The 19,153-nt window shown below is 65.2% G+C and carries 1 protein-coding gene; it reads right to left on the reverse strand.

The window, feature by feature from the left end; translation table 11 throughout:
- Positions 1-133: 133 nt before the first annotated feature.
- Complete coding sequence (locus tag RhoFasB10_RS00240; RefSeq protein ID WP_167674607.1) at positions 134-19,138, reverse strand: non-ribosomal peptide synthase/polyketide synthase; 19,005 nt, start codon at positions 19,136-19,138, stop codon at positions 134-136.
- Positions 19,139-19,153 lie beyond the last annotated feature (15 nt).

Consider the following 19,153-nt stretch of genomic DNA (forward strand, 5'->3'; position numbering starts at 1 on the left):
TAAGTTCTACTTCCACCATTCTGTGAGGTTTCACTCGCTCGGCTTCGTGGCTTCCCACTCGCTCGAACGACTCGGGTGTCCATCCGGACGTACCGTACCTGCCGACCCCTAATCGACATACTTCCGTTATCCGTTACCGATCCGTGTTCGTGAGATGTACCGAACCCACAGCCTCTTCCATCGGCAAGTCTCCCACTGTCGACGTCGGATCGAATACCGCGGCCGTCAGTACCCGGCGAAGAGCATGACCGAGAGCGACGACGGTCGACTCGTCGAACAGTTCGGTCGCGTACGCGATCTCGATCGACATGCCGGCGCACGATCCATCGGGTTCGGTCGCCTCGACGAACACGAAGTGCAGGTCCAGTTTTGCGGTGTCGACGTCCGTTCCCATCGCCTCCATCGTCACCCCGCCGAGTTCGGCCACCCGCTGCTCGTAGTTCTGGAACGCCATCATGACCTGGAAGAACGGCACCTGCGACACCGGCCGAGCTGGTAGCAGTTCGTTCAGCAGCCAGTCGAACGGAATGTCGGTGTTCTCGAACGCCGCTATGTCTCGGCTACGGACGTCGGAGAGCAGCTCCGCGAACGACATCGAGGTGTCGACGACGGTGCGAAGCACGACCGTGCTGACGAACATTCCGACCAACCCGTCGAGCAGTTCGTTACCGCGGCCTGCAGTGGGCGCTCCGACGGTGACGTCGGTGTTACCGGACCACCGAGCCAGTACCACAGCCATCGCCGCGTGCACGACCATGAAGCGTGTCGTTCCCGCCGCTCGCGCACACAGATCGATCGCGGCGTGTACATCCCGGTCCAGCGCAACACTCACCGAGCTTCCCGCCATCGTGCGTACCTCCGGACGAGGACGGTCCAGTTCGACGTTCAGCAGATCCGGCTGGTCTGCGAGGGTCTCACGCCAGAACTGCAACTGACGACTGGCGAGCGACGCCGGGTCGGACAGCTCGCCGAGTCTCTCCCGTTGCCACAGTGCGTAGTCCGCGTACTGAACCTTCAACGGTTCCCAACCGGGTACCTCCCCCGCAGCCCGAGCGGAATATGCCTGCGTGAGGTCGCGCGCGAACGGGCCGAAAGACGATCCGTCTGCCGCGATGTGGTGGAACACGACGACAACCACGTGCTCCGACGCCCCCAGCCGGAACAGCGTCATTCTGATCGGCGGCTCGCACCCGGTGTCGAATCCGACGGCGAGCAATCCGGCCATGCGGTCGGGCAGATCGTCCTCCGTCACGTCGATCGGTGACAGGTCGAGTGATACCGCCTCGGCGGGCAGAATGTCCTGCACGGGAACATCGTCGACTTCGGGATACACGGTCCGAAGTGATTCGTGACGCTCGACGACGTCGCGCGCGGCCACGGCCAACGCGTCCGCGTCGATCGCTCCGGTGATGCGAACTGCGACCGGAATATTGAAATACGGCGACTTCGGAATCCATTGCGCCAACGACCACGTCCTCTGCTGCTGCACCGACAGTGGGATCATGCCGGGCCTCGGCCTGCCGATCAACGGCAGTCGCCGACCGTCGCCCACGTATTCGTCCAAGGCCGAGGCCAGTTCGGCTACCGACGACGCATCGAACAGCAGTCGAAGAGGAACGGAGGCGTCGAGTGCGTCGCCGAGTCGAGACACCACTTTCGTCGCGAGCAGTGAATTGCCGCCGAGTTCGAAGAAGTCGTCGTCGAGTCCCACCTGCGGCAGGTTCATGACGTCCGCGAACACCGTCGCAACAGCCTCCTCGACACGCGTGGTCGGCGCACGGCGCTCCGCGACCGACGTGACCGGATCGGGCAAGGCCGCCCGGTCCAACTTGCCGGTCGCAGTCGTCGGAATGGCGTCGACCACGACCAGGACGGCGGGAACCATGTGCTTCGGCAGCGTCTCCTTCACCAGCGTTCGCACTGCGTCCCTGGCGACATCGGTCCCGGGTCCAGCTGGCGTCACGTATCCGACGAGCCGGTCGCCGCGGACATCGACCGCAGCGCCGCCCACAGAATCGTGCTGCAGCAGAACCGTTTCGATCTCCCCGAGTTCGACGCGCTGGCCGCGCAGCTTCACTTGGGAGTCGACACGCGCCACGTAGACCAGCTGTCCCGACCGAGTACGTCGAACGAGATCACCGGTCCGGTACAACCGTTCCCCTGTCGTACGGAACGGGTGCGCGACGAATCGTTCAGCCGTCAGGTCCGGTCGATTCTCGTAGCCGCGCGCCACTTGGACACCGGCCAGATACAACTCGCCGACGACACCGACGGGCGACGGCTGCAGACGTGAATTCAGCACGTAGGCACCGCAATTCCAGACAGGACTTCCGATCGGAACTCCCTCGCCTGGGCCCGTCGGAGACGGCTCGCTCGGGTCGTAGCGGTACGCCGTCGCATGGACTGCACATTCGGTCGGACCGTACAGGTTGTGCAGCGTCGCCGACGGCAGAGACGCCGACGCCGTTCGCGCCGCGGCCCGTCCCAGCTCCTCACCGGCTGCCAGCACGTGTCGAAGAGAGTGCAGCCGGGCCGGATTCACCTGAGCTGCGAAGACGGACAGCATGGACGGAACGAAAGATACCGCCGTGACACCCTCCGACTCGATCGTCGACGCGAGATACTGCGGGTCACGGTGACCGTCGTGCGCGGCGATCACGAGACGGCCACCACCTGCGGTCGCCCCGAACAATTCCCACACCGACACGTCGAACGTGAACGGAGTTTTGTGCAGCACGACGTCGTCGGCATCGATTCCGTATTCGGCAGCGAGCCAGGACACTTGGTTGACCACTGCCGCATGCGATACCGCGACGCCCTTCGGTCGCCCCGTCGACCCGGATGTGAACATCACGTACGCGGTGTTGTCGGAACGCAGCGGTCGAATGCGATCGGAGTCGGTCACGGGGTCGGACGGGAAGGCAGCTGTAGTGTCGCCGTCGATTTCCGACAGCACCATGACCGGACGTGACGTCGCCACGACGTGTTCGGTTCTGAGCGATGGCTGATCGGGATCCATCGGCACGTAGGCACCGCCTGCGACGGTGATCGCATGCACGGCGACAACGAGATCCATGGACCTGTGCATCGCGACGGCCACCCGGTCCTCGGGTCCGACGCCGCACGAGATCAACCATCTCGCTGTGCGCGCCACCGTCGCGGCGAACTCACCGTAGGTCAGCAGTGCGTCCCCCTCGACCACCGCAACGGCGTCGGGAGCTCGGGTTGCCTGCCGATCCAACAACTCGGGCAGCGTGTGGACGAACGGAACCACGGTCGTCGTGTCGTTCCACTCGGAGATGGTGCGGCTGAGTTCCGTCGCGCTGACAAGACCGATGTCGCCCACCGCCACGGACGGATCCGACGTACCTTCCTCCAGTACCCGTATCCACTGTTCGCCGATCTCGCGCACGGTCGACTCGTCGAACAGGTCCGTTGCGTAGGTGATCGATCCGATCAGACCCGGCCGCCCCTCCGTGTCCGTCGCCTCCTGAACCACGAAATGCAAGTCGTACTTGGCCGATCCCGGGTCGAAGTCGACGGTGTCGACGCGCAACCCCGACAGCTCGAGCGTGCCCCATCCCAGGTTCTGGAAGCTCAACGCCACCGGCACTCGTGCACCGTTGATCCACCGACGCTCGGAGTCGATTTCCTCGAGAACGCGTTCGAACGGGACATCCGAGTGCGCAAATGCGTCGAGATCGATGTCACGGGTGTGCGCGAGCATCTCGGCGAACGTCGTCGACGACGTCGCTCGGGTCCGGAGAACCATCGAGTTGACGAACATTCCGATCAGGTCGTCCAACTCGGCGGCGCCTCGGCCTGCTGTAGGTGAACTGATCGCAACATCCTCGGTTGCGGCCAATCGTCCGAGCAGGACCGCGAGGGCAGCATGGAACACCATGAACAACGTTGCATTGTTCGCGCGTGCAAGAGCCTCGGCTCTCGCGCGGAGATTCGAGGACACGGCGAACGTCACGGTCGCTCCGGAATAGCTGGCAGGACCGGATTTCGGTCTGTCGAACGGGAGATCGATCCCCTCCGACAAACCGTCCAGCTGTTTCCGCCAGTAGTCCAGTTGTCGCGCCGCAAGCGACTGCGGATCTTCCGGAACGCCGAGGACGTCTCGCTGCCACAGTGTGTAGTCGGCGTACTGGACCGCGAGCGGTGGACGGTCGGGCGACCGACCTTCCGACCTCGCGGCGTACGACACCATGACATCTGCAGTGAGCGGGCGCATCGAGAATCCATCCGCCGCGATGTGATGCGCGACGAACACCAGCACGTGGTCGTCGTCGGCGATTCGGAGCAGTCCGGTCCGGAGCGGTACCTCGGACGAGACGTCGAAGCCGCGAGTTGCGATGTCCTCCACGGTAGCTCGAAGGTTCGCTTCGTCGACTACGGCCGGCGTGAGGTCGAGGACGACATCGTCCACGTCGCAAATCAACTGATACCCAACACCGTCCGCCTCGGGATACATGGTGCGCAAGGACTCGTGCCGCGCCAACAAGTCGCGAACGGACGCTCGGAGGGCGTCCTCGTTCAACGGTCCGGACAGCCGAACTGCCACCGGAATGTTACGGACTCCGGAGCCGGGATACAGACGGTTCAGGACCCACAGCCGCTGCTGGGCAAGGGACAACGGGATCCGATCCGGGCGACTCCGCGGAACTGGCGCCGATCGGCGGCAGGAATCCACCAACGTCTCGACCTTGGCCGCGAAACTGCCGACCGTCGACGCCTCGAACAGCAACCGAAGCGGGACCTGTCGGTCGAAGCGCTCCGACGCCCGGGCGACGACCTGCGTTGCGATCAGCGAGTTTCCGCCGAGCGCGAAGAAGTCGTCGTCCAGTCCGATCTTCTCCGAACCGATCACTGCGCCGAAGATGTCGGCCACGGCGAGTTCGGTGTCGGTGACCGGCGCCCTGTATTCGGTTGCAGCGAACTCCGGTTCGGGTAATGCCTTGCGGTCGATCTTCCCGGTCGCGCCCAGCGGCAGAACGTCCATCACGATGACCGCCGACGGCACCATGTACGACGGCACGGCCTCGGACACGAACGTCGTCACATCGGCCGGCGAGATGTCGGTGGACGACGCAACGTAGGCGACCAAACGGTCACCGAGTGTGGCGTCGCGATGCAGAACGACCGCGGCGGATTCGATGTCGGGGTGGCGCGTGAGCACCGCTTCGATCTCCCCCGGTTCTATCCGTTGGCCACGCAATTTGACCTGGAAGTCGGTGCGGCCCTTGTAGATCAGCTCGCCGTCGCGTGTCCACTGCACGAGGTCACCGGTACGATACATGCGCGATCCGGCACCGAACGGATCAGCGACGAATCGATCTGCCGTCAATCCGGGCCGACGTCGGTATCCGCGCGCCAACTGCATACCCGACACGTACAGCTCACCCGACACGCCGACGGGCACAGGCTGCAGACGAGCGTCGAGAACTCGCAGTTTCGTGTTCCACACCGGCGCACCGATGGACACGGGGCCATCTGTGTTGTCTGCTCGGGATGCCGTGACGACCTGAACCTCGGCGGGTCCGTACCAATTGTGCAGATCTGCATCGTTGTTCGCACGGAACAGCTCGATGGTCGACGGCGTCAGCGCCTCGCCCGCCACGAAAACACGTCGAATCGAAGACCCGAGCGCACCCGCGGCGTGGCTGTACGCGACCAGCATGGACGGAACGAAGTGGATCGTCGTGACGCCACACCGTTTAATCACCTCGCGTAGGTACTCGGGATCACGATGCCCACCAGGTTCGGCGACGACGATGCGTGCGCCGGTGTGCAACGTCCAGAACATCTCCCACACCGAGATGTCGAACGTCGTGGGTGTCTTGTGCAGCACCACATCGGTCTCGTCGAGGGGATAGTGCGCCTGAGCCCAGGACAACTGGTTCACCGTGGCGGCATGGGTGATTTCCATACCCTTCGGCAATCCGGTCGAACCTGACGTGAAGATCAAGTAGGCCGCGTCCGTCGCACGAAGAGGCCGAGCCCTGTCCATGTCCGTCACCGTCGAATTCGGCTGCGACGAGCAGTCCAAGTCTTCGAAGTAGGTCGCGCGAGGGCCGTCATCGGATGGAATGAAGTCGTCACACCGTCTGGTCAGGACGATCGCCGGGTCGGCAACGGAGATGATCCGCTCGTTGCGCTCCATCGGCTGTTCCGGATCCACCGGAACATACGCAGCGCCGGCCTTCATCACCGCGTACACGGCCACGAGCGCATCGAACGACCGCGCCATGGCCACGGCGACGGTCACCTCGGGCTGGGCGCCCATCGACATCAACTGCCGCGCAGTACTGTTGACGACAGCGTCGAATTCCGAGTAGGTCCAGGACCGGTCCCCCTCGACCACCGCAACTGCGTCCGGGGTGCGTCGAACCTGTCGGTCGAACAACTCGACCAGGTGGGTCGCAGGATCGATCCACTGGTCCGTCGCATTCCATCGGTCGACGATGTCGCAGCGTTCGACGGAATCCAGAACGTCGATGTCGCCGACCACCATGTTCGGAGTCGACACGGCCGCGGTCAGCATTCGTACGAACCGGCGTCCGACCGCGTCGATGGTGGTGTCGTCGAACAATGCAGTCGCGTACATGATCGATACGGCGACCCCGTCGACGGACCCCGCCGAGTCGAATTTTTCGACGAAGCTGAACTGAAGGTCGTATTTCGCTGTACGAGTGTCGGCGTCGACACCCGATACTGCCAGGCCGCCCAGTTCGAAATGTTCTCGCGCGAAGTTCTGGAACACCAGAAGGACTTGGAACAGCGGCGAATGCGCGGTCGAACGCGCCGGCGACAGTTCGTCGACCAGCCACTCGAATGGCAGGTCTGCATGGCCGAAGGCCTCGATATCGGTGCGCCGCACCGATTCCACCAACTCGTCGAAGGAGGCCGCGGAGTCGACCTGTGTGCGCAGGACGAGCGTGTTGACGAACATACCGATCAGATCGTCGAGGGCCGCGTCCCCACGACCGGCAACGGGTGTGCCGATGCTGATGTCGGACGAACCTGCCCAACGCGCCAGCAGTGCAGCGAGGACAGCGTGCACAACCATGAAACGCGTTGCCCCACAACGCCGGGCAAGTGCATCGAGCGCCACATGTACCGAGCGGTCGATCTCGAATGTCGCGGACGCACCTGCCAAGGACTGAACGGCGGGACGCGGCCGGTCGGTCGGCAGATCGAGCACCTCGGGTGAATCGGCGAGTCGTCCGCGCCAATAGTCCAATTGCCGACGCGCGATCGAGGCGGGGTCATCGAGCTCGCCGAGAATGTCTCGCTGCCACAGGGCGTAATCCGCGTACTGAATCGGCAGGGGAACCCAGTCGGGTTCCTGGCCGATGCTGCGTGCGGCGTACGCCGTCATGACATCACGCGCCAACGGCGCGATCGACGATCCGTCTGCGGAAATGTGATGAACGACCACGACGAGAACCCGGTCGTTTCGCCCCACCTCGATCAGCGCCGCACGGAGTGGGACGGCCGACGCGACGTCGAATCCCCTACCGACTGTGTCCGAGACGACCTCGAGAAGACCCGTTTCGGACACCGCGATCGGATTCAGGTCCAACGCGACTTCGTCCACCGAGACGACGCGCTGGACAGGAGTTCCGTCGACCGTCGGATAGTACGTCCGCAGCGCCTCGTGCCGGCCCACGACATCGAGTACGGCACCCTTCAACGCATCGACGTTCATTTCACCGACGAGACGAACAGCCATGGGCACGTTGTAGACGGCCGATTGCGGATCGAGCCGGTTGAGGAACCACATGCGCTGCTGCGCGAGGGAGAGCAGCACGTGCTCTGGACGCTCACGTGCCACCAATTGCTGTCGCCCGCCGGCACCGACCGACGACTCGACCCGTGCAGCGAGGTCACCGACCGAGGAAGCGTCGAACAGCATTCGAACCGGAACCCTGGTGTCCAACGCCGCACCCAGGCGGGCAACGACCTGTGTCGCGATCAGCGAGTTGCCGCCGAGTTCGAAGAAGTCGTCGTCCACTCCGACGCGCGGGGCACCCAACAAGTCCGCGAAAACGTCAGCGACGATCTCCTCAACGGGCGTCTGCGGAGCTCGGAACTCACGCACCTCGAACACCGGCTCCGGCAACGCCCTCCGATCCAACTTGCCCGACGCACCCACCGGCAACTCGTCGAGCACCACGAACACCGACGGCACCATGTACGACGGCAACACCTCGGCCACAGACGCTTTCACCACATCGACGTCGATTATCTCGGCAGCCGGGACGACGTACGCCACCAAACGATCCTGACGAACCTCCACCACCGCACGCGACACCGAACCACACTGCGCAACAGCCGCTTCGATCTCACCCAACTCGATCCGCTGACCGCGCAACTTCACCTGGAAGTCCGAGCGGCCCACGTACAGGAGCCGGCCTGACGCATCCCACCGCACGAGGTCTCCCGTGCGATACATACGCTCCCCAGCGCTGAACGGACTCGCCACGAACCGATCCGCCGTCAGATCCGCGCGACCGAAATAGCCCTGCGCCAACTGCATACCCGCGAGGTACAGCTCACCGACGACGCCGACCGGTGCGAGATGTAGTCGCGAATCCAAGACGTACGCAGCCGAATTCGACACAGCCGTACCGATCGGAACATCGGAAGCAGTGGCGTTTCCGTCGAGCGAGTAGGCGGTGGCGTGCACCGTGAACTCGGTAGGCCCGTACAAATTGTGCAGCTGCGCCGACGGCATCACCTGCCGAGCAGCGTTCGCGACCGACGATCCGAACGCCTCACCTGCCACCAACACGTGTCGCAGCGAGCGAACCGCCTCGGGCGACACCTGGGATGCGAATGCCGCGAGCATCGACGGAACGAACGACGTCGCCGTCACACCCTCCGACTCGATCACCGACCCCAGGTACTGCGGATCCCGATGCCCGTCCGGCTCGGCGACGACGAGCGTGCCGCCGGCAGCCAACGTGCCGAACAACTCCCACACCGACACATCGAACGTGAACGGAGTCTTCTGCAACACCACATCATCGACGCCGAGACCGTACTCAGCGACCAGCCACGACACCTGGTTGACCACAGCCGCATGCGACACCGTCACACCCTTCGGCCGACCCGTCGAGCCCGACGTGAAGATCACGTACGCTGCATCGTCGCGGTTCGGGAGCGGCAGCGCCGCACTGCCGGAGGCGAGGCTCCCCAGCACCTCTTCTGTCAACACCAGATTCGGGCGCACCAAATCGAGAATGTATTCCCTGCGCTCCACCGGATGATCCGGATCGATCGGCACGTAGGCCGCACCCGCACGAATCACGCCGTACAGTGCAGCCAGCATGTCGTTCGACCGCCGCATCGCCACGGCCACCGTGCTGCCGACCTCGACACCCGCAGCACGCAATCCCGACGCGATCGCCGTCACTCGCGCGTCGAATTCGGCATACGTCCACGACGAGTCACCGAACCGCACGGCCACCGCGTCCGGTCGCTCCGCCACCCGCCGAGCGAACGCATCGAGAACTGATGCGTCCGAATCGATGTCGACCACCGCACCGACGGACGAAGCCAGCAACGTTCCGCGCTCGGCTTCGTCGACCAGGTCGATGTCACCGACGACGACGTCCGCATCCGTGGTGATTGCACCCAGCACCGACAGTAGACGCGTACCCAGGTCTTCGATCGCGGAGGCGTCGAACAGATCGGTGGCGTAGGTGACGTCGACGCGATACGCCGACGCGCCGCCGGCATTCACGCTGTCCGACACGGTCAGCTGCAGATCCATTTTGGCCACGGTGGCGTCGAATTCGACTCCGCTGATGGTCAATCCGGGCAGCTCGAACGTGCCTGCGCCGATGTTCTGGAACGCGAGAAGCACCTGCACCAGCGGATGCCGACCCTGCGAGCGAGGCGGATCGAGCACCTCGACGAGACGCTCGAACGGAATATCCGCGTGCTCGAATGCTTCGATGTCGCTGTTTCGCACTGCGGCGAGGATGTCGGTGAAACGCGATCCCGCGTCCACCCGTGAGCGCAGCACAAGCGTGTTGACGAACATTCCGATCAGGTCGTCGAGGGCCACGTCACCGCGTCCCGCGACCGGTGTACCGATCGCGACGTCGGACGTGCCTGCCAACCGGGACAGCACCACGGCCAACGCTGCGTGCACGACCATGAACGGCGTAGCTCTCTGGTCACCCGCGATCGTGTCGATGCCGGCGCGCAGATCGGCACCGATCGAGAACGTGTGCATCGCACCCAGTCCCGACGCGGCGCGCGGCCGCGGTCGGCTGGTGGGAATGTCGAGTTGTTCGGGCAGATCGGCCAGCTGGTCGACCCAGTACCTCTGCTGGCGCGACAGCAGTGAGCGTGCATCGTCCTCGGACCCCAGCACGTCCCGCTGCCACAGCGTGTAATCGGCGTACTGCACCGGTAGCGGAGTCCACGCAGGAACGCCTCCGTTCACCCGCGCCGAATAGGCGATCATGATGTCCCGGGTCAACGGCCCGACCGAGAAACCGTCCGCCGCAATGTGATGTACGACCACGAGTAGCACATGGTCGTCGTCTTCGACCCGTAGCAGCCGCGTACGCACGGGCGGCTCCGTCGTCACGTCGAATCCGCGCGCGAACAGCTCGAACGCCGAGCCGAGAACGTCGTCTTCGGTGACGCCACGCGGCTCGAGATCGACCTCCACGTCGGCGACGGAGAGCACGTGCTGATAGCCGACTCCGTCGACGTCGGGATACACGGTACGCAGAATGTCGTGACGCGCAAGCACATCGGTCACCGCGACACGCAACGCAGCGACGTCGAGGTCACCGCGCAGGCGCACAGCCACCGGGATGTTGTCCGTCGCAGAGTCCGGGTCGAGACGGTTCAGGAACCACATACGTTGCTGGGCGAGCGACAACGGCACGCGCGCGGGCGTCGGACGCGATACCAGCGGTGCACGCTCGTCCCCCGCCAGTGTTTCGGCACGCGCAGCCAGCGCCTCCACCGATGACGCTTCGAACATGACACGGACGGGGATTCGTCGTCCCAGCGCAGCACCGATACGTGACAGTGCCTGTGTCGCGATCAGCGAGTTACCGCCGAGTTCGAAGAAGTCGTCGTCCACTCCGACGCGCGGGGCACCCAACAAGTCCGCGAAAACGTCAGCGACGATCTCCTCAACGGGCGTCTGCGGAGCTCGGAACTCACGCACCTCGAACACCGGCTCCGGCAACGCCTTCCGATCCAACTTGCCCGACGCACCCACCGGCAACTCGTCGAGCACCACGAACACCGACGGCACCATGTACGACGGCAACACCTCGGCCACAGACGCTTTCACCACATCGACGTCGATCGCCTCGCCGGCCGGGACAACGTAGGCAACCAAGCGATCCGAGCGCACCGCGACCGTCGCCCGAGCGACCGACGGCAGCCGGTCCAGAGCCGCGTCGATCTCACCCAACTCGATCCGCTGACCACGCAACTTCACCTGAAAATCGGAGCGACCGACGTATGCCAGTACCCCATCGGCGGTCCAGCGCACCAGATCACCCGTGCGATAGAGACGTTCCCCGTTCCCCACCGGACTCGCCACGAACCGATCCGCCGTCAGATCCGCACGACCGAAATACCCCCGAGCCAACTGAACACCGCTCAGGTACAACTCACCCACCACACCCACCGGCACCGGATGCAACCGCGAATCCAGAACGTACACAGCACAATTCCACACAGGTCGACCCATCGGAACACCCGAGGGCACCACATCGCCGGCGCGGAGCGTATAGGCCGTCGCATGCACGGCGAACTCCGTCGGACCGTACAAGTTGTGCACACCTGCAGCAGGCAACGCCATCCGCACCGCATCGGCGACAGCAGCAGGGAACGCCTCACCCGCCACCAACACATGCCGAAGCGACTGCAGCCGTGACGAATCGACCTGAGCAAGGAACACCGACAGCATCGACGGAACGAACGACGTCGCCGTCACACCCTCCGACTCGATCACCGACCCCAGATACTCCGGATCACGATGACCGTCCGGCTCGGCGACGACGAGCGTGCCGCCGGCAGCCAACGTGCCGAACAACTCCCACACCGACACATCGAACGTGAACGGAGTCTTCTGCAACACCACATCATCGGAACCCAGGCCGTACTCGGCGACCAACCACGACACCTGGTTGACCACAGCCGCATGCGACACCGCCACACCCTTCGGCCGACCCGTCGAGCCCGAGGTGAACAGCACATACGCCGCATTCGACGCACGCAACGGCCGAACCCGATCCACATCCGTCACCGGCCCAGCCGAGAACCCCTCGAGCGGGAGTCGATCCACCGCAACATGCTCGAACGCCACCTCGTCCCGCGACGTCGACAACACCACCGACACACCGGCCGTATCGAGAATGTACTTGTTGCGCTCCGCAGGCTGGTCCGGATCCACCGGAACATACGCCGCACCCGACCGCAACACCGCATACAGCGCCACCAGCATCGAGGTCGAGCGACGCATCGCCACCGCGACCGTCCGCTCCGGACCCACCCCCACCGAAATCAGGTAACGCGCAAGACGATTCACGCGCGCATCGAACTCGGCGAACGACAGAGCTGTCCCCTCGAACACCACCGCAGTCGCATCCGGACGTGCCGCCACCTGCGCATCGAACGCATCCAACACCGTCGCACCCGCATCCAGCACACGTGCGGTATCGTTCCAAGACAACAGGATTCGCTGCTGCTCACTCGAATCCAGCAGATCGATGTCCCCCACCGAGGCGTCCGAACCCGACGTCACGGCCTCGAGAACACGAACGAGCCCGGCAGCGAATCCGGCGACGGTACTCTCGTCGAACAGGTCCGTCGCGTACGTGAATGCGATGCTGTACCCGTTGTTCGAACCGTCGGCCGAAAATTGTTCGACGACGGTGACCTGCAGGTCCATCTTGGCGGTCGTCGTGCCGATGTCGACGGCGGACACGGTCAGACCGGGCAGTTCGAACGTCGTGCGCGGGGTGTTCTGGAACGCGAGAAGCACCTGGACGAGCGGGTGCCTGCCCTGCGATCGCGGCGGATCGACGACCTCCACCACTCGCTCGAAGGGCACGTCTGCGTGGCCGAAGGCAGCGAGGTCGATGCGCGCGACATCGGCGAGCACGGAATCGAACGATGCTGCGGGGTCGATGGGTGTCCGGAGGACCAGTGTATTGACGAACATGCCCACGAGATCGTCGAGTGCGGCGTCGCCACGTCCTGCGGTCGGCGTTCCGATTGCGATGTCGGCGGTCGCGGACAGCCTCGACAGCAGCACGGCCAGTGCGCCGTGAACGACCATGAACGGCGTCGCACGGTGCTCGCGCGCGAAGCGTCTTATGCGCGTGTGCAACTCGGACGCGACGTCCACGGTGACCGACGCGCCGAGACCCGACGCGGTGCGGGGACGTGGCCGGTCGGTCGGCAGTTCGAGCTGTTCCGGCAGCCCGTGCAGCTCGTCACGCCAGAACCGTTCCTGGACGGCACCGACGGATTCCGGGTCGTTCGAGTCGCCGAGTACGCGGTGTTGCCACAACGCGAAGTCGGCATACTGCACGGGCAGAGGCGGCCATGTCGGCGCGGCACCCTCGGCGCGCGCCGCGTAGGCAATCATGACGTCGCGGGCGAGAGGTGCCATCGACGAACCGTCCGCGGCGATGTGATGGGTGACGAGGACGAGAACGTGCTCGTCGTCGGCCACGCGGAGGACGCGGGTGCGCAGCGGGACCTGCGATTGCACGTCGAACGCTGCTCCGACGACGGCTACGACCTCGGACGCCAGAGCATCCTCGGCGATCCGACGCGGCTCGAGGTCCACGTGGACCTCGTCGGCGCCGAGAACCGATTGGGTTCCGACTCCGTCGATCTCGGGGTAAACCGTGCGCAGTACTTCGTGCCGAGTGATGACGTCGTGCACCGCAGCGGCCAACGCCTCGAGATCGAGGGATCCGCTCAACCGGACCGCGACCGGGATGTTCTCCGTCGTCGACTCCGGGTTCAGGCGGTTCAGGAACCACATGCGCCGCTGAGCGAGCGACAGCGGAACGACGTCGGGACGATCCGCAGGCACCAGCGGGATCGCCGCTCCACTTCCTGCGTGTTCCTCGACCCGAGCGGCCAGAGCGGCCACCGTCGGGTCCTCGAAGATCGCCCGGACGGGCACCTGCGTGTCGAGAGCAGCACCGAGGCGGGCGACGACCTGAGTCGCGAGCAGAGAGTTGCCGCCGAGCGCGAAGAAGTCGTCGTCCGCCCCCACCCGATCGGTACCGAGGACATCTCCGATGATGGCGGCGACAGTTTCCTCGACGGGCGTCGTCGGCGCTCGATAAGCGGTGGTCTCGAAGACCGGGGCGGGAAGGGCCGCACGATCGACCTTGCCGTTGACCGTCAGCGGAATCGTGTCCAGCACCACGATCGACGAGGGGACCATGTACGACGGGAGTTCCTGCGACAGAGCCTTCTTCACCGATGCCGGTTCGACGTCTCCGACGACGTACCCGACGAGCGTGGTGCCCATGTGTCGATCGACGTGATCCACGACGACGACATCGCCGATGCCGTCCACAGCACGCAGCGCGGCCTCGATGTCGCCCAGTTCGATACGGAAACCCCGAACTTTCACCTGATGGTCGACGCGGCCGACGTAATCGAGTTCGCCTGCCACCCACCGCACGAGGTCGCCTGTGCGGTACATCCTGGAGCCGTCGGCACTGTAGGGATTCGCGACGAACCGCTCCGCCGTCAGGTCACCGCGTCCTCGATAGCCACGCGCCAGCTGCACGCCCGCGAGGTACAACTCGCCGACGACACCGTCGGGCACCGGCGACAACCGAGCGTCCAGCACGAATACCTGTGTGTTCCATTCCGGCAGACCGATCGGGATGGATCCGATCTCCTCCGACGGTTCCGTGACGGTGTGCCGCGTCACCGATACGGCCGCTTCGGTCGGGCCGTACAGATTGTCGAGACGAAGATCGTGTCCCCGTGCGGCGGCCGACGCGGTCCGCGGCGGGAACGCCTCGCCGATCACCAGGGCGCGCTGCACAGTCGACGGCAACCCGTCTGCCTCGCCGGCGACCAGCGCCGCCAGCATCGACGGGACGACGTGAAGGGTGGTGACGGATTCGGCCGCCATCAGCGCATTCAAGTATTCGGGCTCGCGGTGGCGTTCCGGTTCGGCGACGACGAGGCGACCACCCACGGTGAGCATCGACCACAGCTCCCACACCGACAGGTCGAACGTCACCGGCGTCTTCAGTACAGCCGCATCCGACGCACTCAGCTGGTACTCGTGGCGCAGCCACTGCAGCTGATTGACCACCGAACGATGCTCGACCGCAACACCTTTCGGCCTGCCCGTGGAACCGGAGGTGAAGATGACGTACGCCGTGTTCGACGGCCGCAGCGGAGACAGGCGATCGACGTCGGTGATCGTCGTGTTCGCACGACGATCGAGGTCGAGCCCGTCCACCGCCACTACCGGGCAAAGCACCTCGGTGGTGAATTCGGTGGCCGACGACGTCAGCACTGCAGCCACGTCCGCGGTCCGCAGGATGTGATCGGTGCGTGACGCAGGTTGCGCAGGGTCCACCGGCACGTACGCCGCGCCTGCCTTGACGACGGCGTACATGGCCACGAGCAGATCGACGGACCGCGGGAAGGCAAGCGCGACCGAGGCTTCCGGGCCGATACCGAGCGAGATCAGATGCCGTGCAAGTCGATTCACCTGCGCGTCGAACCTGCGGTACGTCCACCGCTCGTCACCGAAGACGACGGCCGTCCTCTCGGGTCCGGCAGCGACGGCCGCGTCGAACAGCGAGACCAGAGTCGCCGACGAATCCACCGGCGAGGCAGTGTCGTTGCGTGCCTCCAACGCGAGACTGCGCTCGGCCGCGTCGAGAAGATCGATGTCTCCGATCACGATGCGCGGGTCGGCGACGATCGTTCGTAGAACGCGCACGTAGCGGTCGAGCGTCGCGGCCGCCGTCGAGCGGTCGAAGAGTGCCGACGCGTACGTGAGAACGACGGCCATACCCGCTGGTGCGTCGTCGGGTTCGTAGGTGTCGGACACGACCAGATGCAGGTCGAACTTCGAGACTCCTCCGTCGGCATCGAGACCGGTGACGGTCAGGTCGGGAAGCTCCAGTGCGGTGCGAGCGATGTTCTGGAACGACAACCCGACCTGGAACAGCGAGTGGCGTGCGGTGCTGCGGACGGTCTCGAGAGCGTCGACGAGTGTTTCGAACGGAACGTCGGCGTGCGCGAACGCCTCGAGGTCGGTGTCGCGGACCGAGCGAAGAAAAGTCTCGAACTTGTCGCCCCAGCGGACGTGTGTTCGAAACACGATGGTGTTGGCGAACATTCCGATCAGGTCGTCCAGTTGCGCTTCGCCGCGTCCCGCGATCGGGGAACCGACGGCGATGTCACCGCACTGAGACAGGCGCGACAGCGTCACCGCCCACGCCGCGTGCATGATCATGAACAGCGACGCGTTCGATGCGCGCGCTGTCTCGGTCAAGGCTGCGTGCAGGTCGGCGTCCAACTCCAACGGAATCTCGCCGCCTGCAAGAGATTGGACGGGCGGGCGAGGCCGGTCGAACGGTAGGTCGAGCTGATCGGGTATGCCGGCCAACTCGGACTTCCAGAACTCGATCTGCGTGTAAGCCGTCGACGTCGGATCCTCGGCGTCGCCCAGCGTATCGCGCTGCCACAACGTGTAATCCACGTACTGGACATCCAGTGGCGTCCACTGCGGTGCGGTCCCCTGCGTCCGCGCCGAGTACGCGATCATCACGTCTCGCGTGAGCGGTACGACAGAGGAACCGTCGGCAGCGATGTGGTGGACGACGACGACGAGGACGTGTTCGGTCTCGGACAGCGCGAACAATGAGATACGCAGCGGCACCTCGGTTTCCACGTCGAACGCGGTGTCGATGCTCGCGAGCACGTCGGCGGTGACGTCGCTCTCGGTGGTACGACGGCGTTCCAGAGCGACCGACGCGTCCGTCGCGGTCAGCACGACCTGATGCGGCCCTTGCTCGTCGCTGGGATAGATGGTCCGGAGCGTTTCGTGGCGCTCGACGACGTCGGTCACGGCTGCAGTGAGCGCATCGGTGTCGAGTGCACCCGAAAGCCGCACGGCGACAGGGATGTTGTAGGCCGACGACGTCGGGTCGAAGCGATTGAGGAACCACATGCGCTGCTGCGCGAGCGACAGCGGAATGCGTTCGGGCCGCTCCCGCGCACCGAGTTCCACGCGTTGGCCCACGTCCGCCTGATTGTCGATCGCGGCAGCCAGTGCCGACACCGACGGCGCGTCGAACAGGAGGCGCGCCGGCACACGCTTGTGCAGACGCGCTCCGACGCGCGCGGCCACCTGCGTGCCGATGAGGGAGTTTCCTCCGAGCTCGAAGAAGTCGTCGTCGGCGCCGACGGTGTCGCGCGAGAGCAACTCGCCGAACACGGCGGCGACGGCATCCTCGGTCGGTGTCGACGGCGCGCGATACTCGCGTGATTCGAACGCGGGGGCGGGCAACTTCGAGCGGTCCACCTTGCCGGCACCGGTCAGCGGAACGTGGTCGATCAGCATCATCGCCGACGGCACCATGTGCTTCGGCAGCGACTCCCGCAGCCAGGCGAGCAGTGCCGCGCTGTCCGCCGAAGAGCCCTCTGCCACAAGCGCATACGACACCAGCGCGGTGCCCCCTGCCCCTGCGTCACTGCCCACCGTCAACGCGAATTCGACGTCGGGGTGCGTGGCAAGCGCTGCGTCGATCTCACCCAGCTCGATGCGGAAGCCGCGGATCTTGACCTGGAAGTCGTTGCGTCCCATGTATTCCAGGGCGCCCGACGCGTCCCGGCGCACCACGTCGCCGGTACGGTACATCCGGCCACCTGCGGGGTCGTGCGGATCTGCGACGAAACGCTCCGACGTCAGAGCCAGGCGCCCGTGATACCCACGCGCGACACCGCCGCCTGCCAGATACAGCTCGCCCGCGACACCCGGTGGAACGGGCGACAGACGGGTGTCGAGCACGTACGCACGCATGCCGTCGACGGGGTCGCCGAGAGGAATGCGCTCGCCGACGACCAAGGCCGACGACATGGTCGCGAAGATGGTGGCCTCGGTCGGTCCGTACCCGTTGAACACGGCCCGACCTGGCGCCCACCGGGCGACGAGGTCGGCACCGAACGCCTCACCGCCGACGACGAGGGCCTGGAGATCGGGCAACCCGTCACCGTCTATCGACGTCAGTGCGGCGGGAGTGCTGAAGCCGTGCGTGACGCGCTCTCGCTTCAGCAGGTCCTTCAGTTCGGCACCGCCGTAGTTGTCCGGGGGCGCGATCACCATCGTCGCCCCGGATCCGATCGCGATCAGGTAGTCGAAGATCGAGACGTCGAAGCTCGGCGACGTGAAGTGCAGGGTGCGAGATTCGGCGGTGACACCGAGCGTCCGCACGGAATGACCGCACAGATCGGCGAGTCCCGCGTGAGACACGACGACGCCCTTCGGTGTGCCCGTCGAGCCGGACGTGTAGATGACGTAGGCCGGGTTCGTCGCGCGCAGCGTGCCGGTCTTGTCCGCCGTCGACACCGGGTCGCCCGAGTACTGCTCGAGACGACGCACGAAGGCGTCGTCGTCCAGGACCGACCATGTGCACGACGACGGCAGCACGTCGCGGTGGATACCGACCGTCACGCCCAGCGAGGCACCCGAGTCCGTCAGCAAGTGCCGGATCCGTTCGGCGGGATACGACGGGTCGACGGGGAGGAACGCCGCCCCTGACTTGATCACGGCCCAGATGGCGGTGATCGATTCGAGCGAGCGGGTGAGCGCAACGGCCACGATCGATTCGGGACCCGCGCCGTCGGCGATCAACGCCCGTGCGAGTGTCGACGAGCGAGTATCGAGTTCTGCGTAGGTCACCGTGCGATCGCCGTCGACCAGGGCAACTGCCGACGGATCGCGCTCGACTGCCGTGGCGAGCAGTGCAGGAAGAAGTGTCGCGCGCGCTCGACGGGACTTGCGTGTTCGTGGCGTCCGCTTCTCCCGGGTTCCGTCCGTCCGTGTAGAGGGCGATTCCTTGGACGACCGTGAACTCATACGTGCAAAACCCCT

The sequence above is a fragment of the Rhodococcus sp. B10 genome, from assembly GCF_011770055.1.
Taxonomy (GTDB): Bacteria; Actinomycetota; Actinomycetes; order Mycobacteriales; family Mycobacteriaceae; genus Rhodococcoides; species Rhodococcoides kyotonensis_B.